Annotated in this window: 19 protein-coding genes, 1 pseudogene and 1 riboswitch; of the genes and pseudogenes, 16 read left to right on the plus strand and 4 right to left on the minus strand. The window is 70.8% G+C overall.

All coding sequences use genetic code 11. The features are described 5' to 3' along the window. Nucleotides 1-237 precede the first annotated feature (237 nt). The 8 genes and pseudogenes from ABFX46_RS14115 (at nucleotide 238) to lysX (ending at nucleotide 11,081) form a co-directional block, all read left to right on the plus strand. Nucleotides 238-1,011 carry an ABC transporter ATP-binding protein gene (locus ABFX46_RS14115; protein WP_346042446.1) on the plus strand — a complete coding sequence of 258 codons (774 nt, stop codon included), beginning with the start codon at nucleotides 238-240 and terminating at the stop codon, nucleotides 1,009-1,011. Further along, the gene (locus ABFX46_RS14120; protein ID WP_346042447.1) at nucleotides 1,011-3,500 is read left to right on the plus strand and encodes an ABC transporter permease; all 2,490 of its coding nucleotides are present in this window, start codon (nucleotides 1,011-1,013) and stop codon (nucleotides 3,498-3,500) included. Before ABFX46_RS14115 ends, ABFX46_RS14120 begins: the two co-directional genes overlap by 1 nt. A 109-nt stretch (nucleotides 3,501-3,609) precedes the next feature. Beyond that, a complete protein-coding gene (locus ABFX46_RS14125; protein WP_346042448.1) occupies nucleotides 3,610-4,530 on the plus strand; it encodes a Rossmann-like and DUF2520 domain-containing protein in 921 nt (306 codons plus the stop codon). A gap of 136 nt (nucleotides 4,531-4,666) precedes the next feature. Further along, nucleotides 4,667-5,521: a pantoate--beta-alanine ligase gene (panC, locus tag ABFX46_RS14130; RefSeq protein ID WP_346042449.1), complete on the plus strand. Its 855-nt coding sequence runs from the start codon at nucleotides 4,667-4,669 to the stop codon at nucleotides 5,519-5,521. Further along, entirely contained in the window at nucleotides 5,521-5,937 is a 417-nt protein-coding gene (panD, locus tag ABFX46_RS14135) for an aspartate 1-decarboxylase (protein WP_131944907.1), read from the plus strand. Before panC ends, panD begins: the two co-directional genes overlap by 1 nt. A 291-nt stretch (nucleotides 5,938-6,228) precedes the next feature. Next, nucleotides 6,229-8,744: pseudogene (locus tag ABFX46_RS14140) on the plus strand (L-aspartate oxidase). 14 nt (nucleotides 8,745-8,758) lie between these two features. Further along, the gene (locus ABFX46_RS14150) at nucleotides 8,759-9,541 is read left to right on the plus strand and encodes a type III pantothenate kinase (RefSeq protein WP_346042452.1); all 783 of its coding nucleotides are present in this window, start codon (nucleotides 8,759-8,761) and stop codon (nucleotides 9,539-9,541) included. Between the two features lie 85 nt (nucleotides 9,542-9,626). Next, on the plus strand, nucleotides 9,627-11,081 hold the full coding sequence (gene lysX / locus ABFX46_RS14155; protein ID WP_346042717.1) for a bifunctional lysylphosphatidylglycerol synthetase/lysine--tRNA ligase LysX: 1,455 nt from the start codon (nucleotides 9,627-9,629) through the stop codon (nucleotides 11,079-11,081). Here lysX and ABFX46_RS14160 read toward each other — a convergent pair. Continuing rightward, nucleotides 11,068-12,309, minus strand: coding sequence for a cytochrome P450 (locus tag ABFX46_RS14160; RefSeq protein WP_346042453.1), 1,242 nt, complete (start codon nucleotides 12,307-12,309; stop codon nucleotides 11,068-11,070). The genes lysX and ABFX46_RS14160 overlap by 14 nt on opposite strands. A gap of 95 nt (nucleotides 12,310-12,404) precedes the next feature. Continuing rightward, nucleotides 12,405-13,427, minus strand: a complete 1,023-nt coding sequence (locus ABFX46_RS14165) for a LacI family DNA-binding transcriptional regulator (RefSeq protein ID WP_346042454.1) — start codon at nucleotides 13,425-13,427, stop codon at nucleotides 12,405-12,407. A gap of 486 nt (nucleotides 13,428-13,913) precedes the next feature. On the opposite strand from ABFX46_RS14165, the gene ABFX46_RS14170 reads away from it, so the two are divergent. Then, nucleotides 13,914-14,144 carry a transcriptional regulator gene (locus ABFX46_RS14170; RefSeq protein WP_021591725.1) on the plus strand — a complete coding sequence of 77 codons (231 nt, stop codon included), beginning with the start codon at nucleotides 13,914-13,916 and terminating at the stop codon, nucleotides 14,142-14,144. A 215-nt stretch (nucleotides 14,145-14,359) separates the two neighbouring features. On the opposite strand, the gene ABFX46_RS14175 is transcribed toward ABFX46_RS14170, so the two are convergent. Continuing rightward, nucleotides 14,360-15,301 carry a C40 family peptidase gene (locus ABFX46_RS14175; protein ID WP_346042455.1) on the minus strand — a complete coding sequence of 314 codons (942 nt, stop codon included), beginning with the start codon at nucleotides 15,299-15,301 and terminating at the stop codon, nucleotides 14,360-14,362. A 57-nt stretch (nucleotides 15,302-15,358) separates the two neighbouring features. Continuing rightward, nucleotides 15,359-15,559, minus strand: a riboswitch (cyclic di-AMP (ydaO/yuaA leader). A 298-nt stretch (nucleotides 15,560-15,857) separates the two neighbouring features. Here ABFX46_RS14175 and ABFX46_RS14180 point away from each other — a divergent pair. The 7 genes from ABFX46_RS14180 to ABFX46_RS14210 all read left to right on the plus strand — a co-directional run bounded on the left by ABFX46_RS14180 (nucleotide 15,858) and on the right by ABFX46_RS14210 (nucleotide 24,016). Beyond that, a complete protein-coding gene (locus tag ABFX46_RS14180; RefSeq protein ID WP_428831254.1) occupies nucleotides 15,858-16,379 on the plus strand; it encodes an amino-acid N-acetyltransferase in 522 nt (173 codons plus the stop codon). 5 nt (nucleotides 16,380-16,384) lie between these two features. Further along, a complete protein-coding gene (locus ABFX46_RS14185; protein WP_346042456.1) occupies nucleotides 16,385-17,188 on the plus strand; it encodes an RDD family protein in 804 nt (267 codons plus the stop codon). Nucleotides 17,189-17,195: 7 nt separating this feature from the next. Next, on the plus strand, nucleotides 17,196-17,873 hold the full coding sequence (locus tag ABFX46_RS14190) for an RDD family protein (protein ID WP_346042457.1): 678 nt from the start codon (nucleotides 17,196-17,198) through the stop codon (nucleotides 17,871-17,873). 1,064 nt (nucleotides 17,874-18,937) lie between these two features. Next, entirely contained in the window at nucleotides 18,938-19,261 is a 324-nt protein-coding gene (locus ABFX46_RS14195; RefSeq protein WP_131938000.1) for a histone-like nucleoid-structuring protein Lsr2, read from the plus strand. Nucleotides 19,262-19,865: 604 nt separating this feature from the next. Further along, nucleotides 19,866-22,400, plus strand: a complete 2,535-nt coding sequence (locus ABFX46_RS14200) for an ATP-dependent Clp protease ATP-binding subunit (protein WP_346042458.1) — start codon at nucleotides 19,866-19,868, stop codon at nucleotides 22,398-22,400. 199 nt (nucleotides 22,401-22,599) lie between these two features. Next, nucleotides 22,600-22,995 carry a VOC family protein gene (locus tag ABFX46_RS14205; RefSeq protein ID WP_346042459.1) on the plus strand — a complete coding sequence of 132 codons (396 nt, stop codon included), beginning with the start codon at nucleotides 22,600-22,602 and terminating at the stop codon, nucleotides 22,993-22,995. Between the two features lie 352 nt (nucleotides 22,996-23,347). After that, nucleotides 23,348-24,016: a hypothetical protein gene (locus ABFX46_RS14210; RefSeq protein WP_346042460.1), complete on the plus strand. Its 669-nt coding sequence runs from the start codon at nucleotides 23,348-23,350 to the stop codon at nucleotides 24,014-24,016. A 262-nt stretch (nucleotides 24,017-24,278) separates the two neighbouring features. Here ABFX46_RS14210 and ABFX46_RS14215 read toward each other — a convergent pair whose 3' ends face one another. Beyond that, nucleotides 24,279-25,169: an LLM class F420-dependent oxidoreductase gene (locus ABFX46_RS14215; protein ID WP_346042461.1), complete on the minus strand. Its 891-nt coding sequence runs from the start codon at nucleotides 25,167-25,169 to the stop codon at nucleotides 24,279-24,281. Nucleotides 25,170-25,184: the final 15 nt, after the last annotated feature.

The raw sequence follows: 25,184 nt of genomic DNA on the forward strand, positions 1-25,184 counted from the left end.
CCGGGGGGCTGGGCTGGGGCGCAACGGGCGCGGGGGTCGGTGGTTGGGGGGACGGGCGCGTACGACTCAGGTCGTACGCGGGCGGCTCGGATGGCCGGAAGAGTGACGGAGAGCGTGGACGCCGGGCCGATGGCGGCGGCGCCGCGGATTCCTAGCGTGGTCCTCGATCGATCGCGAGCACGGAACGAGCGCCGGACCGGGCGCTCAACGCCGCGAAGAGACCCTGAAGGAGTCACCGTGACCAGCACGTTCGCCGACCCGCCCTGGGGAGCCTCCGCCGACGCAGCGCCGCCGGCCGTCACGGCCGAGGGCGTGTCGAAGGTGTACGGGTCCGGCGACGCGGCCGTGCACGCACTGCGCGGTGTCGACGTCGGGTTCGCGCGGGGCGCGTTCACCGCGATCATGGGCCCGTCCGGGTCCGGGAAGTCGACGCTGATGCACTGCCTCGCCGGGCTGGACACCGTCAGCGGCGGCCGCATCATGCTCGGCGATGCCGAGATCACCCGGATGGGCGACCGGCACCTGACGCTGATGCGCCGCGACCGGGTCGGCTTCGTGTTCCAGGCGTTCAACCTGCTCCCGACCCTCACCGCCGAGCAGAACATCCTCTTGCCCTTGGAGTTGGCCGGACGCAAGCCAGACCGCGCCTGGTTCCGGCAGGTCGTGGACGTCCTCGGCCTGGGCGACCGCCTAGGGCACCGTCCGTCCGAGCTGTCGGGCGGCCAGCAGCAGAGGGTGGCGTGCGCGCGCGCCATCGTCGCCCGTCCCGAGGTCATCTTCGCGGACGAGCCAACAGGAAACCTGGACTCGCGGGCAGGCGCGGAGGTCCTCGGGTTCCTGCGCTCGTCCGTCCGGGAGATGGGCCAGACGATCGTGATGGTCACCCATGACCCGGTGGCCGCCTCCTACGCCGACCGTGTGGTCTTCCTACGGGACGGTGAGATCGTCTCCGAGATCCTCCAGCCGACCCCGGAAGCCGTCCTGGACCGGCTCAAGGCTCTGGGGGCGTGATGCTGAAAACGACCCTGGCGGGCCTGCGCGCCCACAAACTGCGCCTGCTCCTTACCGCAGTGGCCATCACCCTTGGCGTCGGCTTCATTTCCGGCACGTTCGTCCTGACGGACACCATGAACAAGGGCGTCGCCAAGACGTTCGCACGGTCGGCCGACAAGGTGGACGTCGCCGTCGTCCCCGATGAGCACGCGACCGATGGCCTCCCGATGCCGCTGCTCCAGAAGGTGCGCTCCCTACCCGGAGTGACCGACGCCCAAGGCGCGGTGAAGGGCGAGGCCGCCCTGGTGGGCAAGAACGGTAAGACGGTCGGCGACTTCCCCACGATGGGCATGTCCGTGCCGTCCGGGCGCCTGCTGCGCTACGACATCGACAAGGGGCGACCTCCGTCCAACGGCGGCGAGACCGTCATCGACAGCAAGGTCGCCAAGCGTGAGGGCTTCACCGTCGGCGACACGGTGACGGTCCTGGACGCCGAGAACCGGCCGCACCGGTTCAGCGTCGTCGGGCTGGTCGACTTCGGCATCGACCAGGAGGCGAGCATCTTCGGCGCGGTCGGGTTCGACCCGGCGACCGCCGTCCGGATGACCGGGCAGAAGAACTACCAGGAGATCGACATCGCGGGCACGGTGCCGACGGCCGCCGTGAAGGCCGCCGTCGGCCCCGGCCAGCGCGTCTACACCGGCAAGGAGCTCGGCGCGAAGCTGGCGAAGGCGGCGGGCGCCGACACCGAGATCATCCGCGCCGGCCTGCTGATCTTCGCGCTGGTCGCGATGCTGGTGTCCGCCCTGGTCATCTACAACACGTTCGCGATCCTGGTCGCGCAGCGGATGCGGGAGATGGCGCTGCTGCGCTGCGTCGGTGCGACCCGCCGGCAGATCTTCGGCGGCGTCCTCACCGAGTCCGCGGTGGTGGGCCTGACCGGTTCGCTGCTCGGCATCGCCGCCGGCGTCGGGCTCGGGCAGGGCGCGCTCGTCCTGGTCAGCCGGCTGAACGGCAACGTGGCGCTCACCGCCCCGTCCCTCGCGCCGCGGACGGTCCTGATCGGCCTCGCGGTCGGCGTCGTCGTGACCGTGCTGTCGGCGATGCTGCCCGCCCGCGCGGCGACCGGCGTCGCGCCCGTCCAGGCCCTGCGCGCCGAGACCGAGCCGGGCGGCGGACGGTTCCGGCTCGGCGTCCGGCGCACCGCCGCCGCCGTCCTGCTGGGCGCCGCCGGCCTCGCGATCGGCCTGTACGGGGCGCTGGTGATGCAGAAGGGCCAGACCGCGATGTTCGCGGTCGCGTTCTCCGGATGCGTCTTCTTCCTCGCGGTGGTCGCCGGGATGCCGGCGCTGGTCCGCCCGCTCGGGCGGTTCGCGGGCGCGATCCCGGCGCGGCTCGGCGGCGTCCCCGGACGGCTGGCGGTCGCGAACGCGCGCCGCGCCCCGCGCCGCACCGCCACCACCACGATCGCGCTGACCGTCGGCGTCGGGCTGATGAGCCTGTTCGCGGTCGTCGCGGCGAGCGGCAAGGCGACGGCGGTCAAGGAGCTGGACGAGCAGTTCCCCGTCCAGTTCAGGATCGCCGCGCAGAACGCCGAGAACCTCCCGGCCGCGCTCGGCGACGACCTGCGGAAGCGGCCCGGAGTGGAGCAGGTCGTCGAGATGCGCGACAAGGAGACCGAGGTCGGAGGCGAGGACGCGTCGATCACGACGGTGACCGCGTCCGCGTGGGGCACGATCGCGAAGCCGAAGATGAAGACCGGGTCGGTCTCCGACCTGAAGCCGGGCACGGCCCTGGTGGACGAGAGCGCCGCGAACGTCCCGGGCCGGCAGGTCGCCGAGACCCTCCAGGTCAGGACGCGGCACGGGGTCGTCCCCGTCAAGATCAGCGGGATGTACGAGCTGGGCGGCCAGTTCACCGGGATCGTCGTCCCCGAGGCCGACTTCGTCCGGTACTTCGGCGCCGTGGACCCGGCCGAGATCTTCGTCAAGACCGGCGACGCGATCTCCGCCGACCGGGCGCGCGCCGCCGTCGACCAGGCCGCGCAGCCGTACCCGGCCGCGAAGGTCGAGTCCACCGCCGACTTCGAGGAGCAGCTGGAGAACGCGATCGACATGGTGCTGATGATCTTCGGGGGGCTGCTCGGCCTCGCGATCGTCATCGCCCTGTTCGGCATCGCCAACACGCTGACCCTCTCGGTCGTGGAGCGCACCCGCGAGTCGGCGCTGCTGCGGGCCCTCGGCCTCACCAAGCGCCAGCTCCGCCGGATGCTGTCGATCGAGGCCGTGGTCATGGCCGTGATCGGCGCGCTGACCGGGGTGGCCCTCGGCATCGCGTTCGGCTGGGCCGCGACCCGCGCGATGACCGAAGGCGCGGTGTTCGCCCTGCCGTATCTCCAGATCGTCGGATTCGTCGTGCTCGCCGGGCTGGCCGGGACGCTCGCCGCCGTCATGCCCGCACGGCGCGCCGCCGGGACGTCCATCGTCGAGTCCCTCGCGCATGACTGAATGGGAGGCCGGGGTGGCGTCCGCCACCCACCGGACCGCGTGACCGGGGGCCATGGGTACTCTGGTTCGCGCCCGTCCGGTACCTACCTGTGAGGACTGGAACGAACCGATGGACCCACATGCCCCCGGCGTGCCCGGAAACAGCCCGGAGGCCCCGGAGGACAGGCCCGCGCGGCTCGCGGTCGGCGTCGTCGGCGCCGGCCGCGTCGGCACGGCGCTCGGCGCCGCGCTGTCCCGCGCGGGGCACCGCGTCGTCGCCGCGACCGCCGTGTCCGACCGGTCGCGGACCCGCGTCGAGGAGCGCCTCCCCGGGGCGGACGTCGCGACGCCGCAGGACGTGGTGGCCGCCGCCGACCTGGTGCTGCTGACCGTCCCCGACGACGAGCTGCCCGAACTCGCGTCCGGCCTGGTCTCCGCGGGCGTCCCCGTCACCGGCAAGCTGGTCATGCACACCAGCGGGCGCTACGGGACCGCCGTCCTGGACTCCCTCACCCGGGCCGGTGCGCTTCCCCTGGCCCTGCACCCGGTGATGACCTTCACCGGACGCCCGGACGACGTGAACCGGCTCACCGGCATCTCGTTCGGCGTCACCTCGCCCGAGCCGCTGCGCCCGGTCGCGGAGGCGCTCGTCCTCGAAATGGGCGGCGAGCCCGTCTGGATCACCGAGGAGGCCCGTCCCCTCTACCACGCGGCGCTCGCCGGAGGCGCGAACCACCTGGTCACCCTCGTCGTCGAGTCGATGGACCTGCTGAGCCGCGCCGGCGTGGCCGAACCCGGCCGCATGCTCGGCCCGCTGCTCGGCGCCGCCCTCGACAACGGCCTGCGCCTCGGCATCGACGGACTCACCGGCCCGGTCGCCCGCGGCGACGCCGGCACCGTGTCCGACCATGTCGCCGAACTCGCCAAGGTCTCGCCGGAGAGCCGCCGCGCCTACGTCGCCATGGCCCGGCTGACCGCCGACCGCGCGCTGGGCGCCGGGCTGCTCAAGCCCGAGGACGCCGAGCGCCTCCTGGAAGCCCTGGCCGATTGATCCCGCCCAAGCGACTTCCCGGACGCCGCGGCTCGGCCGGCCGGGACACCAATGATCGGGAAGCGTCCGCTCCGGGGCGGGCGTTCAGGAATCGGACGTCCGGAGACCGGGTGCCCAGGGTGATGTGGGAGGTCGATTGAAACCCGTCATTGCGCGGACGCGCGAGGAACTCGCCGCGGCGCGTGCCCGTATCGAGGGGACGCTGGCGTTCGTCCCCACCATGGGCGCGCTGCACGAGGGGCACCTGTCCCTGATGCGGCAGGCCCGCGGCAGTGCCGACGCCGTCGCCGTCAGCATCTTCGTCAACCCGCTCCAGTTCGGCCCCGGCGAGGACTTCGACCGCTACCCGCGGACGTTCGACGCCGACGTCGAGGCGTGCGCCGGCGAGGGCGTCGACCTGGTCTTCGCGCCGACCCGCGAGGCCATGTATCCGGACGAACCGCAGGTCACGCTCAAGTCGGGGCCGATGGGCGAGGTCGTCGAGGGCGCGGCCCGCCCCGGCCACTTCGACGGGATGCTCACCGTCGTGCTGAAGCTGCTCAACCTCGTCCGCCCCGACGTGGCGGTCTTCGGGGAGAAGGACGCGCAGCAGCTGGCGATGATCCGCCGGATGGTCGCCGACCTGAACGTGCCCGTGCGGATCGTGGGCGGCCGGACCGTCCGCGAACCGGACGGGCTGGCCCTCTCCAGCCGCAACCGCTACCTGTCCGCCGCCGAGCGCGGGACGGCCCTCGCCCTGTCGCGCGCGCTCCGGGCCGGCGCGGACGCCGCCGCCGAGGGACCGGACGCGGTCCTGGACGCGGCCCGGACCGTCCTCGACAAGGCCGCGGCCGCCGAGCCTCCCCTCGCGCTCGACTACCTCGTCCTCGTCGACGCGGCGACCTTCACCCCGGCCGCCGCCGGCGGTCCCGCCGTCCTCGCCGTCGCCGGCCGCGTCGGCGCCACCCACCTCATCGACAACGTTCACCTCCAGCTCGGCAAGGAGCACTGATGTTCCGGACGATGTTCAAGTCCAAGATCCACCGCGCCACGGTGACCCAGGCGGACCTCCACTACGTCGGCTCGCTCACCATCGACCAGGACCTGATGGACGCCGCCGACCTGCTGCCCGGCGAGCAGGTCTCGATCGTGGACATCGACAACGGCGCCCGCCTGGAGACCTACCTGATCGCCGGCGAGCGCGGCTCCGGCGTCATCGGCATCAACGGTGCCGCGGCCCGGCTCGTCCAGCCCGGCGACCTGGTGATCATCATCAGCTACGCGCAGCTGGCCGACGCCGAGGCCCGCGAGTTCGTCCCCACCGTCGTCCACGTCGACCGCTCCAACAAGATCATCTCCCTCGGCACCGACCCCGCCGAGCCCGTCCCCGGCACCAAGACCACCCGCGGCGACCTGGTCCACGGCTAACCCAAGCCCCCACCCACCGCGCGACGTCAATCGCGGTTCGTCGCGCGGGTTGGTCGCGCGGTGTCGGTCGCGCGGGTCGGTCGCGCGGGTCGGTCGCGTCAATCGCGCGGATCGGTCGTGCGGCGTTGGCCGTGCGGAGTCGGTCGCGCGGGAGGGGCGCGCGGGTCGGTCGTGTGGGGCGGTCGCGCGGGGCGGCGGAACGGGTGGTTCGGCGGGAATGCGGGGGGCGGGCGTTCGGGTTCTCCGGAGTTAGGGTCATAATGACGAGAACCGATTCTCGGAGGAGGGCCAATGATCCCTTCCGTTCTCCACGCCCCCGAGCCCGGCTGGACCGCCGACGCCGACATCGTCGTCATCGGCTCCGGCATCGCCGGCCTGGTCGCCGCGCTGAGGTGCCGCCCGCACGGGCGCGTGCTGCTCGTGACCAAGGCCCTCCTGGACGCCGGGTCGACCCGCTGGGCGCAGGGCGGTATCGCCGCTGCGCTCGCCCCGGACGACACCCCCGAGGAGCACCTCGCCGACACCCTCGTCGCGGGCGTCGGACTGTGCGACGAGGACGCCGTCCGGGCGCTCGTCACCGAGGGGCCGGACGCCGTCCGCGGGCTCATCGAACTCGGCGCCGCGTTCGACCGCGCCGGCGACGGCGGCATCGCGCTGACCCGCGAGGGCGGCCACCACCGGCGCCGCATCGCGCATGCGGGCGGGGACGCCACCGGCGCCGAGATCAGCCGCGCCCTCCTCGCCGCGCTCAAGGACTCCGGCGTCGAGGTCATCGAGCACGCGCTCGTCCTCGACCTGCTCAAGGACGCCGCCGGGCGCGCCGCCGGCATCACCCTGCACGTCATGGGCGAAGGGCAGCCGGGCGGCGTCGGCGCCGTCCGCGCCCGCGCCGTCGTCCTCGCCACCGGCGGGCTCGGCCAGGTGTTCTCCGCCACGACCAACCCCGAGGTGTCGACCGGCGACGGCGTCGCGCTCGCGCTGCGCGCCGGGGCCGAGGTCGCCGACCTGGAGTTCGTCCAGTTCCACCCGACGGTGCTGTGGCTCGGCGAGGACGCGACCGGGCAGCAGCCGCTGATCTCCGAGGCCGTCCGCGGGGAGGGCGCCCACCTCGTCGACCACGACGGCGTCCGCTTCATGGTCGGACGGCACGAACTCGCCGAACTCGCCCCGCGCGACGTGGTCGCCAAAGGGATCACGACCCGGATGCACGAGACCGGCGCGCCCTGCATGCTCCTGGACGCCCGCCACTTCGGCGCCGCGATGTGGGAGAGCCGCTTCCCGACCATCCTGGCCGCCTGCCGGCACCACGGCATCGACCCGGTGACCGAGCCCATCCCGGTCGTCCCCGCCGCGCACTACGCCAGCGGAGGCGTCCGCACGGACCTCCACGGCCGCACGTCCGTCCCCGGCCTCTACGCCTGCGGAGAGGTCGCCTGCACGGGCGTCCACGGCGCCAACCGCCTGGCCTCCAACTCCCTCCTGGAGGGCCTGGTCTTCGCCACCCGCATAGCCAAAGCCCTCCCCACCGACCTGAACTCCCCACCCGCCCCCACAACCCCGACCACCCCCACCCCCACCGCGCCCGCCACGGCCGGGGCTGGGGTGGCTCGGTTGGTTGCGGGGGAGTGGCGGGGGGAGATTCAGCGGATCATGACCTCGGGTGCGGGGGTGTTGCGGGGGGCCGCGGGGTTGGAGTGGGCCGTGCGGGAGTTGGCGGGGCTCGAAGGGCGGGGTGCGGAGCCCGGGGTGGAGGCCTGGGAGGCCACCAACCTGTACACCGTCGCGTCCGCGATCGTGGCGGCGGCGCGGCGGCGGGAGGAGACGCGCGGCAGCCACTGGCGGGAGGACTTCCCCGAGCGGGCGGACGGTGCCTGGCACGGCCACCTCGTGACGCGGCTGGTCGGGAACACTCTGACGACCACGTACGAACCTCTGGAAGGACAGCGCTCATGACACCGGAACTCTCGCAGCGTCTCGAGGCCGCCGGGCTCGATCCACAGACTGTGGAAAACCTCGTCCGGACGGCGCTGGCCGAGGACGGCGACGTCGATGTCACCAGCATGCCGATCTTCGCGCCCGAGGACACCGCCGCGGGAGACCTCCGCGCGCGGGAGGACGGCGTCGTCGCCGGCATCCCCGTGGCCTGTGTCGTGTTCGAGTTGTTGGACGTCGCCTACGAGGCGAAGGCCGAAGACGGCGACCGGGTCGCGCCGGGGCAGGTCCTCATCTCGGTCCGCGGCCAGACCAGGGCGGTCCTCAGGGCCGAGCGGACGGCCCTGAACCTGCTCACGCACCTGTCCGGCATCGCGACGGCCACCCGGCAATGGGCGGACGCCATGGACGGCACCAAGGCCAAGGTCCGCGACACCCGCAAGACCCTTCCCGGCCTGCGCGCCCTCCAGAAGTACGCCGTGCACTGCGGCGGCGGGGTCAACCACAGGATGGGCCTGCACGACGCCGCGCTCATCAAGGACAACCACATCGCGGCGGCCGGAAGCGTCACCAAGGCTTACGAGGCGATCCGCGCCGTGTACCCGTCCCTGCACATCCAGGTGGAGTGCGACACCCTCGCGCAGGTGGAAGAGGCGCTTGCGGTGGGCGCGACGAGCATCCTGCTCGATAACATGTCGGACGCCGAGATGGCCGAGGCGGTACGCCTTGTCGAGGGGCGGGCCGAGCTCGAGGCCAGCGGTGGCCTTACCCTGGACCGGGCCCGAGACGTCGCCGTGACCGGGGTGGACTACCTTGCCGTCGGCGCGCTGACGCACTCGGCGCGCGTGTTCGACATCGGCCTTGACTTCTCCTGACCAGCGGGGACCTGATGCTGCTCACCATCGACGTCGGTAACACCCAGACCGTCCTCGGCCTGTTCGAGGGCGACGAGGTGATCGAGCACTGGAGGATCAACACCGATCCGCGGCGGACCGCCGACGAGATCGCGGTGGTCCTGCAGGGACTCGTCCAGCAGAGCCCGCTGCTGGCCGAGACCGACATCAGCGGCATCGCGCTGTGCTCCACGGTCCCGTCCGTCCTGCACGAGATGCGGGAGATGTGCCGCCGCTACTACGGCGACGTGCCCGCGGTGATCGTGGAGCCGGGCGTCAAGACGGGCGTCCCGGTCCGCATGGACAACCCCAAGGAGGTCGGCGCCGACCGCATCGTGAACGCGCTCGCCGCCGTCCACACCCACGGCGGGCCCGCGATCGTGGTCGACTTCGGCACCGCGACGACGTTCGACGCCGTGTCCGAGAAGGGCGAGTACGTGGGCGGTGCGATCGCCCCCGGCATTGAGATCTCGATAGACGCGCTGTCGTCGCGCGGCGCCCAGCTCCACAAGATCGAGCTGGTCCGGCCGCGCAGCGTGATCGCCAAGAACACCGTCGAGGCGCTGCAGTCCGGCATAATCTTCGGCTTCGCCGGCCAGGTGGACGGCATCGTCGAGCGCATGTCGGACGAGCTCGCCGCCGACCCCGAGGAGGTCACGGTCATCGCGACCGGCGGCCTCGCCCCGCTCGTCCTGGAGGAGTCCCGCTGCATCGACGTGTTCGAGCCGTGGCTGACCCTCATCGGCCTCCGCCTCATCTACGAGCGCAACACCCCGTAGCGGCGCAAGTCGTTCGCGGCGCGTCCGGCCGGGTGGATAGCCTTGGGACGTGAGTGACGAGACCTTCGACGAGCTCCCGGAGCAGATGCGCGTGCGCCGGGAGAAGCTCGACCGGCTCCGCGAGAGCGGGATCGACCCCTACCCGGTGACCTTCCCCCGGACGGCGACGATCGCCGAGATCCGGGAGAAACACCCGGACCTGGAGCCGGGCACCGAGACGGGCGAGAAGGTCGGCGTCACCGGTCGCGTCATGCTGATCCGCAACACCGGCAAGCTGTGCTTCGCCACGATCCGGGACGGCGGCGGCGACCTCCAGGTCATGCTGTCGCTGGCCAAGGTCGGCCAGGAGCAGCTCGACTTCTGGAAGCGGGAGGTCGACCTCGGCGACCACATCGGCGTGGAGGGCGAGGTCATCACGTCCCGCCGAGGCGAGCTGTCGGTCATGGCCGACCGGTTCGCCATCACGTCCAAGTGCCTGCGTCCGCTACCGGAGAAGCACGCCGGGCTCACCGACCCGGAGGCGCGGGTCCGGCAGCGGTACGTCGACCTCATCGTCAATGACGAATCGCGGAAGATGGCGCGGCTCCGCAGCGCGACCGTGCGCGCCGTCCGGGACTTCTGGCACGACGAGGGCTACCTCGAGGTCGAGACGCCCATGCTCCAGCCCATCCACGGCGGGGCGGCGGCGCGTCCGTTCACGACGCACATCAACGCGTACGACATGGACCTCTACCTCCGTATCGCGATCGAGCTGTACCTGAAGCGGCTCGTCGTCGGCGGCATCGAGAAGGTCTTCGAGATCAACCGGAACTTCCGGAACGAGGGCGCGGACTCCACGCACAACCCGGAGTTCACGATGCTGGAGGCGTACGGCACGTACCTCGACTACAACGACATGGCCGACCTCACCCAGCGGATGTACCAGAAGGCCGTCGTCGCCGCCCTGGACACCACTGTCGTCGTCCATGACGGGGTGGAGATCGACCTCGGGCTGCCCCAGTGGCCGCGCATCACGCTGTACGGGTCGGTGTCGGAGAAGCTGGGCGAGGAGATCACCCCGCACACGCCGATCGAGGACGTCCGCAAGCTCGCGGACGCGCACGGCATCTCGTGGGACCCGAAGTGGGGTCAGGGCAAGCTCGTCCAGGAGATCTTCGAGGAGCTGATCGAGCACACGCTCGTCCAGCCCACGTTCGTCATGGACTACCCGGTCGAGACGTCGCCGCTGACCCGCCAGCACCGCGAGGAGCCCCTCCTCACCGAGAAGTGGGACCTCATCGGCTTCGGGACGGAACTCGGCACCGCCTACTCCGAGCTCGTCGACCCCGTCGAGCAGCGCCGCCGGCTCACCGAGCAGTCGCTGCTCGCCGCGGGCGGCGACCCGGAGGCCATGCAGCTCGACGAGGACTTCCTGCGCGCCCTGGAGTACGCGATGCCGCCCACCGGCGGGATGGGCGCCGGCATCGACCGGATGATCATGGCGTTCACCGGCAAGGGCATCCGGGACACCATCCTGTTCCCGCTGGTCAAGCCCGAATAGTGACCGGCAGGTCGCGCAGGCCCCGCAGGACGAGGTTGTCCCGGTAGACCAGGTCGCCGCCCGCGGGATCGGCTCCGGCGAGGGCCACGTCGCGTTCGAAGAGCCTCTTCAGCGCGACCTGGCCCTCCAGCCGGGCCAGCGGCGCGCCCAGGCAGAAGTGGATGCCGTGCCCGAACGACAGGTGCCGCGGCGTGTCGCGTCCCTCGGTGTAGCGCGCGAGGTCGAGGCGGTCGGGGTCGTCGAAGACGGCCGGGTCGCGGTTGGCTGCACCGGTCAGCAGTAGGACGAGCTTGCCGCGCTCGATGAGCGTCCCGTCCAGGTCGACATCCTCTAGGGCGGCCCTGAGGGTGAGCTGGACGGGCGGGTCGTAGCGCAGCAATTCCTCAACGGCCGCTTGGACGTTCCCAGGACGCGCACGGAAGAGCTCCAACTGCACGGGATCGCGGAGCAGCGCCAGTGCGCCGTTCCCGATGAGGTTCACGGTCGTCTCATGGCCCGCCACGAGGAGCAGGACGCACGTGGCGAGCAGTTCCTCCTCCGACAGGACGTCCCCGCCGTCGGAGACGCCCACGAGGGCGCTCAGGAGGTCGTCCTGCGGTCGCCGCCGCCGTTCGGCCGCCAGTTCCCGGAAGTAGGCCGCGAACTCCTCTCGGGCCGTCTCGCGCTCGGCGATCTCGGCCTCCGGCAGGAGGAAGTCGGGGTCGAGTCCGCGCGCGAGGCTGTCGGACCAGCCCTTGAACAGGTCGCGGTCCCGCGCGGGGACGCCGAGCATCTCGCTGATCACGATGACGGGGAGCGGATACGCCAGCGCCGCGATCAGGTCGACCTCGCCGGACAGCCCGTCCAGCAGCCCGTCGACCAGCGCCTCCACGCGCGGCCGCAGCCGCTCGACGAGCCGCGGGGTGAACGCCTTGCTGACCAGCCGCCTGAGCCGGGTGTGGTCGGGCGGGTCCATCGTCAGGAACGACGGGTTCGGCGCCCGCGACTCGCGCCACAGGCCGCCGCCCTCGGGGCGATGCCCGAACCGGGGGTCGCGCAGCACCTGCTCGCAGAGGCTGTAGGAGGTCGTCACGCGGAGGCCGACGTCCGTCCGGTGCAGGCGGTTTCCGGCGGGCGAGAGACGGCGGTAGTGGGCGTAAGGGTCGGCCCGGAAGGCCGGATCACCCGGATCGAACCCGAGGACCGCCGCGGCCTCGGCCTCCACGGCCTGCCCCGTCCTGTCCTCCATGCCCTAAGTCACCCGGATTTAAGACGATCTGTCAATAGCCTGGACGGCCGGGAGCCCGCCGGGCCCGCCGTCGTCCTTGACGGCGGCCCGGGGCGTTAAGCGCTTTCGCGGATGATGAGCTCGGGGCGCTGGACGACCTGGCGGTGCTGGTGCGACTTGCCCTCGCTCATCTCGGCCAGCGCCAGCTCTGCGGCCTCCCAGCCCAGTTCCCGGCGCGGCTGCCGGATCGTGGTCAGCGGGACGGCGGCGCTCGCGGCGAGCTCGATGTCGTCGTAGCCGATGACGGCGATGTCGTCCGGGACGCGGACGCCGAGCCTGGTCAGCTCGTTGATCAGGCCGATGGCCAGCAGGTCGTTGGCGCAGAACACCCCGTCCGGCCGCGGCCTCATCGCCATGACCTCGTGGGCGGCGGCCTGGCCCTCGGTGGGGCTCAGCGCGTCCTGGACCAGCGTGCGGGGCTTGGTGAAGCCCGCCTCGACGATCGTCCGGGCGGCGCCGTCGCGGCGCTCCACGCAGGGCTGCGGCTCCGGGACGCCGGTCACGAACACGATCCGCTCGCGGCCGATGCCGAGCAGGTGGGCGGCGGCGATCTCCCCGCCCGCGACATGGTCGACCCGCGCCGAGCACGCCTGGGGGGAGTCGCGGTCGATCAGCACCACGCTCATGCCGGCGGCGCGCAGCCGCGAGATGTCGCCGGGGCCCAGCCCGACCGGGATGATCAGGACCCCGGCCGCGCGCTGCTCCGTCAGGAGTTCCAGCGAGCGGCGCTCCTTGGCGGACTGGTGGTCGCTGGAGAGCCACAGGGCGTCGTGGCCCGCCTCGTTCAGCGCGGCCTCGGCGCCGCGCGCGACGTCGGACGCGTAGGGGTTGGTGAGGTCCTCGACGACGATGCCGAAGGCCCGGCGCGGCTGGTCGCCGAACTCGCCCGCGGTGCGGTCGGGGCCCCGGCGGAGCCGCCGGGCGGACTCGTTCCGCACGAATCCGAGCTCCTCGATCGCCGCGCGGACGCGGTCACGGGTAGCTTCGGCCACGAGATCTGGCCGGTTTAGGACATTCGAAACGGTCCCAACTGAGACTCCAGCCCGCCTCGCGACCTCACGAATACTGGTCTGTGGCAACTCGCTCCTCGTCCCGCTCCGGGGGTGTTTTCCCAGGTAGTGGAGTTATACGCGGCATGCCACCGATAATGCGGCCACGCTGTGTGGTCACACGGTCACATAGCGCATTTGGGCAGCGCTTGACGGGCCGGATCCGGCCGCCTAGCGTTCCGAGCCGAAGCGTAGCTTGAAACGATTCACGATCTTGCTCCGCGGCGGGATCTGGCGAGTCCAACGAGGAGGGACGGGTGCGGATGGCTGGCGATCTCATCCCGGCTCCCTCGGACGGCCAACGAGTGAATCGTCACCCGGAGTTCCCCCGAACGACCCCGCAATCGGCCAGGCGGCCACCTCCGGCCAAGCTCGCGAAACAGAAAAGGAACCCGATGATCTAAGTCCGGAAGGCTCCGGACCCGGCAACCCAACGCGCGTACAGAGGCCCAACCCGTGCCTGTGCAGCGGACGGCTGCATCCCCGCGGTCATCACCACGGACGAGGGAGGACGGAGTGGAAACAGCCACACTCGCACGTCGTGGCACCGACGATTTCGGGCTGAGCGAGGAGGAGATCCGGCTGCTCGCCCAGATCGCGAGCGGTGTCACCGCCGATGTGGCGGCACGCAAGCTGGAGCTGAGCGCACGGACCTTGCGGCGCCGGTTGCGGACGATCTGCGACCGGCTGGAGGTCAACACCCCTATCGAGGCCGTGGTGTGGGCGGCCCGGAGGCAGCTCATCTAGCGGCTTCACCCCTCGACGCCCGCCAGGGGACGGGCGGGCGTCATCCAGAGATCCAGGCGGCGAACACAGTCGAATTCCGTCCGACCCCGCAGCGGCGGCGCCGGCGCCCAGGCAGGTAGGTCCCTGCACAAGGCGTCGCCGCGGACGGCGTTCGCGAACCCCCGCGTCCGCTGGGTCTCCTCGTGATGCGCGCAGATCTTCGGCGGGGGCGCGGGTCAGGCGACCCGGACGCCGCCGGCGAAGGGACGTCCGGCCATGGAGGCGATCTTCACGACGTCACCGGTGTGCGGCGCGTGGATCATCTTGCCGTTGCCGATGTACATCCCCATGTGGTGGAGATCGGAGTAGAAGAACACGAGGTCGCCCGGCTGGAGCTGGCTGCGCGACACGTGGGTTCCCGCGTTCCACTGGCTGCCGGTGTAGTGCGGGAGGTTGATGCCCACCTGCTTGTAGGCCCACATCGTGAGGCCGGAGCAGTCGAAGGTGCTCGGACCGGCGGCGCCCCACACGTAGGGGCGTCCGAGCTTGCCCATCGCGTACCGCAGCGCCTGCGCGGCCTTGCCGGTGCCGATGACGGGGAGCTTGGCGAGCGCCGCGGGGTCCCGCTTGATGATCGTGCCGCGGATCTTCTCGTACGCGTCGGTGATCTTCTTGCGCTGCGCGTCGAGCTGGGTCCGCAGGTCCTTGACCTGCTGGGCGCGCGCCTCGGAGGACTTGCGGGCGCGCTGCGCGGCCTGCATGGCCTGCATGAGGCCGAGCACCTTGGTGCTGTCCTGCTTGGCGAAGTAGTGCAGGGTCGCGGCCTGGTCGAGGACGGCCTGCGGGTCCTGGGAGGCGACGAACGAGACCGTCGGGTCCGATCCGCCCTGCATGTAGCTGGTCGCGGCGAGGGCGCCGACCTTCTGGCGGATGGCCTCGAGCGACTTCTCCTGCCGCGCGGCGTTCTCCGTGGCGACCTTGGCGGCGCGCTTGGACTGGGCGAGCTTCACCTTCATGCCGTTGTACTGCTCGGTGAGCTGCTCGAGCTGGTCGGCGAGCTGGAACGCCTTGGAGGTGAGCTCCTTGGTGGAGGGCTCCGGGTCGGCGTGCGCGACGGCGACGGTGTGCGGGGCGATGACGTGCGGTGCGGCCGTCAGCGCGATGAGCGCACCGGCCACGGTGACCGCGCGGCCGCGAAATCGTGAAAGGGAAGCAGGCCGCGATTGCTGCACGAATTCTCCTCTCCTCGTCCGCCTACCGGGTTAGCTGACGGGTTGGGGCCGGAGCAGCCCGTCCGCGAGCGTGCGCGGGTCATCCCGCGGCGTTGCGGATTCACCCCTCACGGCGGCGGCCCGGGGCGGCCCCGGACGCTCCGAAAGTGGGTCCCCGGCTCCCGGGGCGCTGGTTGCGGCCCGCGGATTCGGCGGTTCGGCCTCCGTTCTGCGGGTGGCCGACGTCAGCGGGACACTAACGGAACGCGCAATGGATGCCAACCAGAACCCATGAAATCGCAGGTCGCCGGGGCGGGGCGTGCTGGACCGCCGAGTACGCCCCGTGTTGGGAACTGTGTTTTGAGTCACTTTTTCGAGGGTGGACGACTTGTGTGCGACTTCGGCCTAGTCGTTTTTATCTAGTCACACATGGAGAACGCCCGCCGCACGTCTGGGCGCGCCTGTGTTCGGTTGGGGACGCGTGCGTTCGGCCGGAGCCGGTGTTCGATAATCTCGCCTGTTTGTGGAGGTCGAGATCCGGCGTGCCCGTACCGCCGACGTTCAGGAGATCCGCAGGCTGGTCGATCTGTACGCCGGATCGGGGCGGCGCCTGCTGAAGAAGAGCACGGTGAAGCTGTACGAGGACGTCCAGGAGTTCTGGGTCGCCGAGGACGTCCGGCAGGGGTCGCCGGGGCGCGTCGTCGGCTGCGGCGCGCTGCACGTGATGTGGGAGGACCTCGCGGAGGTCCGCTCCGTCGCCGTGGACAAGGGGCACGGCGGACGCGGCATCGGGCACCGCATCGTCACGCGGCTTCTGGACACCGCGCGGGAACTGGGCGTGCGGCGGGTGTTCTGCCTTACCTTCGAGGTGGAGTTCTTCGGCCGCCACGGCTTCCAGCAGATCCTCGGGACTCCGGTGGCGCCAGAGGTGTACGAGGAGCTTCTCCGCTCTTACGACGAAGGCGTGGCAGAGTTCTTGGACCTCGATCGGGTCAAGCCCAATACGTTGGGCAACACCCGGATGTTGCTTCGCCTGGAGGACTGACCCAAATGAGCGATTCCCCCAACCGCGGGCGGCGTTACCAGCAGCCGCAGGGGCAGGGTTCCTACGGCCCGCCGCCCCCGTACCAAGGTCCCCAGTGGCAGCAACCGCAGCAGCCTCAGCAACCCCAGCAGCGGCAGCCGTCGACGCAGCAGTGGCAGCAGCAGCCCCAGCAGGACTGGGGGCAGACCTACGAATCGTCCTACGACCAGTACGGCGACTCCCACGGCGGTGAGATGCAACTGGCCCCGATCCTCCGGCGGGCCGGAGCCAGGGTCATCGACAACGCTCTCGTCGCCGTCTTCGGGTTCGCGCTCGTCCTGCCCGTGACGGTCGCCGCGTTCGGGCTCGGCGACAAGAGCGGCAGCGACCAGGACGAGGGCGGCATCTGGAACTGGCCCATCATCTTCACCCTGTTCTGCGTCATGTCGGTGCTGCCGTTCCTCTACGAGGCCGTCCAGCTGTCGATGTGGGGACGGACGCTGGGCAAGCGCGTCCTGGGCCTGGGCATCGTCCAGGCGCGCCCTGCGGGACGTCCTATGAGCACGACGCAGGCGGTGTGGCGGGCGGGGATCGTCCACGTCGGCTACCAGGTCGGTGTCTTCTTCTTCCTCATCCTCGCCGTGATGGTGTGGGAGTACGCCGCGTATGGGATGGCCCTTGTCTGGGTGGGCGGCGTGATGGCCTACCTGTGGGCGATCTGGGACCAGCCCCTGCACCAGGCCCTGCACGACCGTTTCGCCGGCACGCTCGTCATCGACGAGCGGACCGGATACGACGAGTACTCCGAATACACCGAGTACGCGGAGTAGGGCCGCGATGGCGGTTCCCCTTGCCGAACCGGGCCAGCGGCTGCTGGCGCGCGTCGTCGACACGCTCGTCGTCGGCGTGCCCGTCATCGTCGTCGTCCGCGAGCTGGTGTCCGGGCACATGGTGGACGTCGTCGCGCCGCCCGCCGTGGCCGGCTGCATGCTCCTGTACGAGGCGGTCCAGCTGGCCCTCTGGGGCCGGACGCTGGGCAAGCGCTTCGCTGGCATCGAGGTCGTCACCGCCTTGCCCGCCGCAGAGGCGGGCAAGGCGGACGCAGAGGAGGCGAGCGGCGCGCCCATGGGCGGCCTTGGGGGCATCCCCGTCTCCGTACCGGGCTTCGTGCCCGTGACCGCGCCTCCAGAGGCGGAGACCGCTTCTGGAGGCGCTGCGCCGCATGGGGGAGCGTCCGAGGGGGCCGTGCCCGGCGAGGTGGAGGCCGGCGAGGTGGAGGCCGGCGAGGTGGAGGCCGGCGGCCATCCCGGCGTTCTGCAGTGCGTTCTCCGGGCCGCGGTCTATTCGCTGCCGATCGCGGTGCGCCCGATTCCCGTCCTCGGCGTCTTGGCGAGCGTCTTCTGGGTCGTGAACGCCGGTGTCCTGTTCGAGGGGACGCGCCGCCAGGCCGTCCATGACAGGCTCGCGGGGACACTCGTTGTAAAGCGCGCACGCCGCGATTCCCAGGGCTTCTGAGGCCCGCTCAGGCCCGTTCGGGCGCCCTCGGGGAGGCTTGATCCCCCACGCCGCCGTCCGTTCGGCGATCTATCGCAGGACGACGGTATTCACTTGCCTTCTACATCCTTCCGAGATGCCCCGGGTCCGTTTCGGACGCTCGCGTTCGCGGGCGAATCCCAGCTTGTTCGGTTACGGCCCTGAATCCACCGGGATGTGTCGTGTCCCGGATGCCGCCTCCGGATTGAAAGTTGCTTCCCGCGCTGTTGCCGCGCCGCCAACCGCGCGGACTACTGCGCCGTCTACTGTGTCGCCCACTGCGCCGACTACTGCGGCGTCTACTGTCCCGTCCGCGGTGTCGCTTCATAGCGGTACGGGACTTACTCTGATGCGACACCGTCTCACCGGAACGGACTTTCCCGCGCGCATGCGCGCGGCGGCGGTTGGCGGACCACGTTCGCCCCGCCGCTCCAGTGCCCCGAGGGCGAAGAACTGGAGATCGGGCGGTCGGATTGTGCCTCAATCTCCCGATTTCCAGCCTTCAAGGGCGAGGGCGGGCTTCGGCGGGATCGCCGATGGCCACGGGGATGGCGACTTCCCGTCCGGTGGTCGGCGTATGGGCGGCGGAACCGTGAGCCGTCCGGCGGCGGAACAGATTTTCGGGACCGCCGAGTCGGCCGTTATCCCTCGACATCCGCCGGTCAGGGGATGATCTCCGCGAAAGCGGGAGCCCGGTGAACCCGCTCCAATGGACGGCCGCTCCTCCGCCCCGGTCGCACCTGTCATGCGAGGTCGGCGCGGTGGACCGCCGCAGTGGCCCGTGACACCGGTCACGTGCGAAAACCTCCATGACGTCCCCGCGCAGGAAATTCACGCGCACCGAGCCGCGCCGGGCCCTCGCCCGGGCCCCGGAGGCTTCGGAAACGGCGATCGCGATTACGGCCGGTCACCGCGCGGAAGGCGACTTCGACCGGATCCCGGTTGGTTCCCGGTTCATCGCCGAGCCTTGAATTGTCATCCGCGGAGTTCTCGGTATATCTTTGTCAACCGATTGAAAGTTTGCTCCAGCCGAAAGGTCTGTCCCCATGGCACAGAAGGTTCAGGTGCTTCTCGTCGACGACCTCGACGGTGGCGAGGCGGACGAGACCGTAGCGTTCTCGATCGACGGCGCCTCCTACGAGATCGACCTCAGTGGCGCCAACGCAACGAAGCTGCGGGAATCGCTGCAGCCGTTCGTGGAGAAGTCCCGCAAGGCGGGCACGGTCTCGCGTCGCCGCCGGCAGCGCGGCGCGTCCAGCCGGGAACGCAGCGCCGAGATCCGCGCCTGGGCCAAGAACAATGGCATCAAGGTCAATGAGCGCGGACGCATCCCGGCACACGTGATCGAGCAGTACGAGGCGGCCAGCTGAGCCGCTCTCCACTGGCGGCCCGTCTCCGTTAACGAGGCGGGCCGTTCGTCGTTTCACGATCCATCCCCGCCCGTGTTATACGAGTCGTCCAGTCTCCGCCGCGTTTCCGGCCGTCCGGCCCGTGGCGTTTCGGAGCGGTCTGCCGGGGTGCGTTTCCCGGGCCGTCCGGTCACGCCGTGTTTCCCGGGGCGTCCGGCCGTCCGGCCGTGCCGATTCGGCCCGCGCAGCGATGCGCATCGCGATGCGCGCGACCGATCCCGCGGAACGACGCGCGGAACGGATTCGGCCGTTCGCTTGTGGCGTAGCGGCAGCGGGGTTCGGCGCGGACGCGGCGAGGTACACAGGCGGCGCGGGCGGAACTCCTACCCCCATTCGGCAGGCTCGGCCCGCGCCCCGATCGACCTGCGGAAAGCCCCCGTTCGCTTGCGGCGTAGCGGGAACATGACGCACCGATGCGGTAGTTGGATGAGACTGAACAGCGCTTAGCTGGGGAACGTCTCCTGGTGGGAGTGCACCGGGCGGCCTCCTCGGGGCGGGCTAGCATGCGGAAGGACAGTTCCGGACGTTCCGGACTCTGCCCAACCGCTCTGTGAGGAGCGACGAGATGTTCGAGAGGTTCACCGACCGCGCGCGGCGCGTTGTCGTCCTGGCTCAGGAGGAGGCCAGGATGCTCAACCACAACTACATCGGCACCGAGCACATCCTCCTGGGCCTGATCCACGAGGGCGAAGGTGTCGCTGCCAAGGCTCTGGAGAGCCTCGGGATCAGCCTTGAGGCGGTCCGCCAGCAGGTCGAGGAGATCATCGGCCAGGGTCAGCAGGCGCCGTCGGGCCACATCCCGTTCACTCCGCGTGCCAAGAAGGTCCTTGAGCTGTCACTGCGCGAGGCGCTGCAGCTCGGCCACAACTACATCGGTACCGAGCACATCCTGCTCGGGCTGATCCGTGAGGGCGAGGGCGTCGCCGCCCAGGTGCTGGTGAAGCTCGGCGCCGACCTCAACCGGGTCCGCCAGCAGGTCATCCAGTTGCTGCACGGCTACCAGGGCAAGGAGCCGGCCGCCTCCGGCGGTCCCTCGGAGTCGGCTCCGTCCACCTCCCTCGTCCTCGACCAGTTCGGCCGCAACCTGACCCAGGCGGCGCGCGAGGGCAAGCTCGACCCGGTCATCGGCCGGGACAAGGAGATCGAGCGGGTCATGCAGGTGCTGTCCCGCCGCACCAAGAACAACCCCGTCCTCGTGGGCGAGCCCGGCGTCGGTAAAACGGCCGTCGTCGAGGGGCTCGCGCAGAAGATCGTCAAGGGCGAGGTGCCCGAGACGCTCAAGGACAAGCAGCTCTACACCCTCGACCTCGGCGCCCTCGTCGCCGGGTCCCGGTACCGCGGTGACTTCGAGGAGCGCCTGAAGAAGGTGCTGAAGGAGATCCGCACCCGCGGCGACATCATCCTGTTCATCGACGAGCTCCACACGCTGGTCGGTGCGGGCGCCGCCGAGGGCGCGATCGACGCCGCGTCCATCCTGAAGCCGATGCTGGCGCGGGGCGAGCTGCAGACCATCGGCGCCACCACGCTGGACGAGTACCGCAAGCACCTGGAGAAGGACGCCGCGCTGGAGCGCCGCTTCCAGCCGATCCAGGTCGCCGAGCCGTCGCTGTCCCACACGATCGAGATCCTCAAGGGCCTCCGGGACCGCTACGAGGCGCACCACCGCGTGTCGATCACCGACAGCGCGCTGGTCGCGGCCGCGCAGCTCGCCGACCGCTACATCAGCGACCGGTTCCTGCCCGACAAGGCGATCGACCTGATCGACGAGGCGGGCTCGCGGATGCGCATCCGCCGGATGACCGCGCCGCCGGACCTGCGCGAGTACGACGAGAAGATCGCCGACGTGCGGCGCGACAAGGAGTCCGCGATCGACGCGCAGGACTTCGAGAAGGCCGCGGCGCTGCGCGACTCCGAGAAGCAGCTGCTCGGCCAGAAGGCGCAGCGGGAGAAGGAGTGGAAGGCCGGCGACATGGACGTCGTCGCCGAGGTCACCGACGAGCTGATCGCCGAGGTCCTCGCCACCGCCACCGGCATCCCGGTCTTCAAGCTGACCGAGGAGGAGTCGACCCGGCTCCTGCGCATGGAGGACGAGCTCCACAAGCGCGTCATCGGCCAGCACGACGCCATAAAGGCGCTGTCGCAGTCCATCCGGCGCACCCGCGCCGGCCTGAAGGACCCGAAGCGTCCCGGCGGCTCGTTCATCTTCGCCGGCCCGTCCGGCGTCGGTAAGACCGAGCTGTCCAAGACGCTCGCGGAGTTCCTGTTCGGCGACGAGGACGCGCTGATCCAGCTCGACATGTCCGAGTTCATGGAGAAGCACACCGTCTCGCGGCTGTTCGGCTCCCCGCCCGGCTACGTCGGGTACGAGGAGGGCGGCCAGCTGACGGAGAAGGTGCGCCGCAAGCCGTTCTCGGTCGTCCTGTTCGACGAGATCGAGAAGGCCCACCAGGACATCTTCAACTCGCTGCTGCAGATCCTGGAGGACGGCCGCCTCACCGACGCGCAGGGCCGCGTCGTGGACTTCAAGAACACCGTCATCATCATGACGACGAACCTGGGGTCCAAGGACATCTCCAAGGGCGTCTCGATGGGCTTCGCCCGTCAGAACGACGAGCAGGGCTCGTACGAGCGGATGAAGGCGAAGGTGTCGGAGGAGCTGAAGCAGCACTTCCGTCCCGAGTTCCTGAACCGCGTCGACGACACGGTGGTCTTCCACCAGCTCACGCCGAAGGAGATCATCCAGATCGTCGACCTGATGATCGCCAAGGTGGACGAGCGGCTCCACGACCGCGACATGGGCATCGAGCTGCGGCAGGAGGCCAAGGACCTGCTGGCCATCCGCGGCTACGACCCGGTCCTCGGCGCCCGTCCGCTGCGCCGGACGATCCAGCGGGAGATCGAGGACAACCTGTCCGAGAAGATCCTGTACAACGAGCTGAAGCCGGGCCAGATCGTGATCGTGGGCACCGAGGGCTTCGACCCCGAGAACAAGGACTCGGTGGAGAACGCCAAGTTCACGTTCAAGGGCGTGCCGAAGCCGACGGGCGTCCCGGACAGCCCGCCGCCCATCGAGGGCGCGGTCAACTTCAACAAGGACTGACGTCCACGCGAGGGGCCCGCGGCCGGATCCGTTCCGGCCGCGGGCCCTTCCGCATGCCCGCGGCCGAACAGTGGGCCAGGTCGTTCGGGATGGCGCCGGCGGGTATATCCGGACGCGAGTCGGGGATGCATCCGCCTACGCAGCCCGCGTGCGCGGAGGACTCGCGTACGCGACCCGACTCGACGCCGCAGGAGCCAACGTGAGCCGACCGCCGCGCATGGCACTCTCCGCCCCCGTTCTGGACGCTCCCGACCCGCAGGCGCTGGCCGACTTCTACCAGCGCCTCCTGGGGTGGACGGTCGTCCAGCAGCATGCCGACTGGGTGAAGCTGCGGCCGCCGGGGGGAGGCACCGGCCTGTCCTTCCAGACGGAGCCGATCTACGAACCCCCGACCTGGCCCGCCGCCGAGGGCACCCAGCAGATCGAGGCCCATCTCGACTTCGAGGTGGACGACCTGGAGGCCGCCTGCGACCACGCGGAGGCCGTGGGAGCCGTCCTGGCGGACTTCCAGCCCGAAGACGACGTCCGCGTCTACCTCGACCCCGCAGGCCACCCCTTCTGCCTGTTCCTCCCCGAACCCGAGTCCCCCGCCTGACGGACGCGACCTCGCAACGCCCGCACAACGAAGAACCAGGCGTCGAAGGTGATGCCCGACGTCCCCTTGAGGGCTGGCCAGAACGCGCGTCCCTTTGAGCCGATCCCAGGACACTGCGGTGGCGTTGACCCGGGAGACGTCGTCTCCGGTCAACGCCATCCCATCACCAGGGACAGGGACGTCCACCGCCCCCAGCACGGCGCCTCCGCGCCCGCGCCGTGGGCACCAGCTCACGCGCCGCCTGGACCACCGGTTTTCCACAGAACGCCGTTCTACTTCCAGCCCTCTCCCTCGTCCCGGAGGATTCCAGTGGACGCCCGGAGATGTCGGAGGCGAGGAATAGTGTTCGAACATGCGATCGAATGTGGTCGGTTCGGCGGCGGAGTTCCGGCGGCGGGAAGCGCGCGTGCCGGTCGGCGAGGCGCGTATCGCGGAGGCCTTCCGGCGGGACGTCCGGGCCCGGGCGCCGGAACAACTCCCGATCTTCCGCTCCCGGCTGCAGGGCGAACTGCTCGCGCGCCTGCTGCTGGGTCCAGTGCGCGAGGTGTCGATGCTCGACCTGGCCGTGATGCTGCGCACCGACCTCGCGTCCGTCATACGCGAGGTCGAGAGGCTGGCGCGGGCGGGCATCCTCACGCCCCGCCGCACCCTGGCCGGGCGGCTGGTGACGCGCAACGCGGCGAGTCCGCTGTACGAGCCGCTCGCGCACCTCCTCATGCTGACGTTCGGCCCCGCGACGGTCGTGGCGGAGGAGTTCGGCCGGCTGCCGTCCGTCCGGGAGCTCTACCTCTTCGGGGCCTGGGCCGTGCGATACGAGCATCCGCAGGGCGACGGTCCCGGCGATGTCGAGGTGCTGGTGATCGGCGACGTCGGCCCGGACGCCGCGTTCGACGCGGCCCAGGAGGCGGCCGCACGCCTCGGCCTCCCCGTCCACCCGGTCGTCCGCACGTCCGCCCAATGGGCCGAAGACACCGACCCCTTCCTCCGCGAGATCCGAGCGGCCCCCCTGACAAAGCTCTAGGCAAGCACCAGCACCCACCCAGCACGGCGACCACGCCAACACTCCGCCACCCGCACACCACCGCCCCCCAGCCCCGCCACGATCCAACAGTGTGGCGGTTGCTGACCAGGAACGCCGCGAGCGGTAGCGGCTGCCTGGGCGCCGTGGTGTGTTGGCTTGGGGGTGGGGCTGTCGGGGGTTGGTTGCTGGTGGCTGGCGCGGGCTGGGGTATGGGGCGCCGCTGTGGGGTGCTTGTTGGCGTCGTGGTCTTGGCTGGGGTGGGTCAGCGTAGGGATGTTGCGAGTTCTAGGACGCGGGGGGTGTTGTTGTGGGGGCTGATCAGCAGGTCGGTGGCGCCGGCGTCGGCGAAGCGGCGCAGTTCGCGGGTGATCGTGTTCTCGTCTCCGGCGATGACCGTTTCGTGGACGCCGGAGAGTCCCTGGCGGTCGAGGATCGCCCGGTAGGCGGGGAAGGCCGAGGCCGGGCCGAACTGGTCGGCCAGGGTGCGCCGGACGCCGTCGGGGTCGGTGGTGAGGGCCACCACGGCGCCCGCCAGCACGCGGGGTGCGGGCCGTCCCGCGGCCTCGGCGGCCTTGGTGATCGTGGGCACGATGTGGTCGGCGATCGCCTCGGCGCCCGTCCAGGTCGTCACGGTGCCGTCGGCGAGTTCGCCGGAGACCCGCAGCATCGCCGGGCCCAGCGCGGACACCAGCACCGGCGGCGCGGTGGCGCCAGGGGCGTCCATGGTTCCCACCGCGGTCAGGGTCTCGCCGTGGTAGTCGACGTCCTCGCCGCGCAGCAGGGGACGCAGCGCGGACAGGTACTCGCGGACATGCCGTGCGGGCCGCTCGTAGGAGATCCCGTGGGCGTCCTCGATGACCTGCGGATGGCTCGGGCCGACGCCGAGGGTGAAGCGGCCGCCCGTCATGGCCTGCGCGGTGAGCGCCTGGCTCGCCAGGGCGAGGGGGTGACGCGGAAAGGTCGGCACGATCGCCGTGCCCACTTCGATGCCGGGCACCTCGCGTCCGGCGAGTGCCGCGGTCATGAGGGCGTCCCAGGACGCGGTGTGGCCGAAGAAGACGCTGTCGAGTCCGGTGTCCCGGGCCAGGCGGGCCTGGGCGACCAGGTCGTCCAACCGGGCCATTCCGGCGATGCTGAACAGGCCGATGCGCATGGGGCGCTCCAATAT

The sequence above is a fragment of the Actinomadura chokoriensis genome, assembly GCF_039529475.1.
In the GTDB taxonomy this organism is placed as follows: Bacteria; Actinomycetota; Actinomycetes; order Streptosporangiales; family Streptosporangiaceae; genus Spirillospora; species Spirillospora bangladeshensis.

Coding starts and splice junctions, on each gene's coding strand:
- ABFX46_RS14215 (WP_346042461.1), bottom strand. CDS start 25,169: ATGCGCATCGGCCTGTTCAGCATCGCCGGAATGGCCCGGTTGGACGAC.
- ABFX46_RS14200 (WP_346042458.1), top strand. CDS start 19,866: ATGTTCGAGAGGTTCACCGACCGCGCGCGGCGCGTTGTCGTCCTGGCT.
- ABFX46_RS14190 (WP_346042457.1), top strand. CDS start 17,196: ATGGCGGTTCCCCTTGCCGAACCGGGCCAGCGGCTGCTGGCGCGCGTC.
- ABFX46_RS14210 (WP_346042460.1), top strand. CDS start 23,348: ATGCGATCGAATGTGGTCGGTTCGGCGGCGGAGTTCCGGCGGCGGGAA.
- lysX (WP_346042717.1), top strand. CDS start 9,627: ATGCGCGTGCGCCGGGAGAAGCTCGACCGGCTCCGCGAGAGCGGGATC.
- ABFX46_RS14150 (WP_346042452.1), top strand. CDS start 8,759: ATGCTGCTCACCATCGACGTCGGTAACACCCAGACCGTCCTCGGCCTG.
- ABFX46_RS14120 (WP_346042447.1), top strand. CDS start 1,011: ATGCTGAAAACGACCCTGGCGGGCCTGCGCGCCCACAAACTGCGCCTG.
- ABFX46_RS14160 (WP_346042453.1), bottom strand. CDS start 12,309: ATGGAGGACAGGACGGGGCAGGCCGTGGAGGCCGAGGCCGCGGCGGTC.
- panD (WP_131944907.1), top strand. CDS start 5,521: ATGTTCCGGACGATGTTCAAGTCCAAGATCCACCGCGCCACGGTGACC.
- ABFX46_RS14125 (WP_346042448.1), top strand. CDS start 3,610: ATGGACCCACATGCCCCCGGCGTGCCCGGAAACAGCCCGGAGGCCCCG.
- ABFX46_RS14185 (WP_346042456.1), top strand. CDS start 16,385: ATGAGCGATTCCCCCAACCGCGGGCGGCGTTACCAGCAGCCGCAGGGG.
- ABFX46_RS14195 (WP_131938000.1), top strand. CDS start 18,938: ATGGCACAGAAGGTTCAGGTGCTTCTCGTCGACGACCTCGACGGTGGC.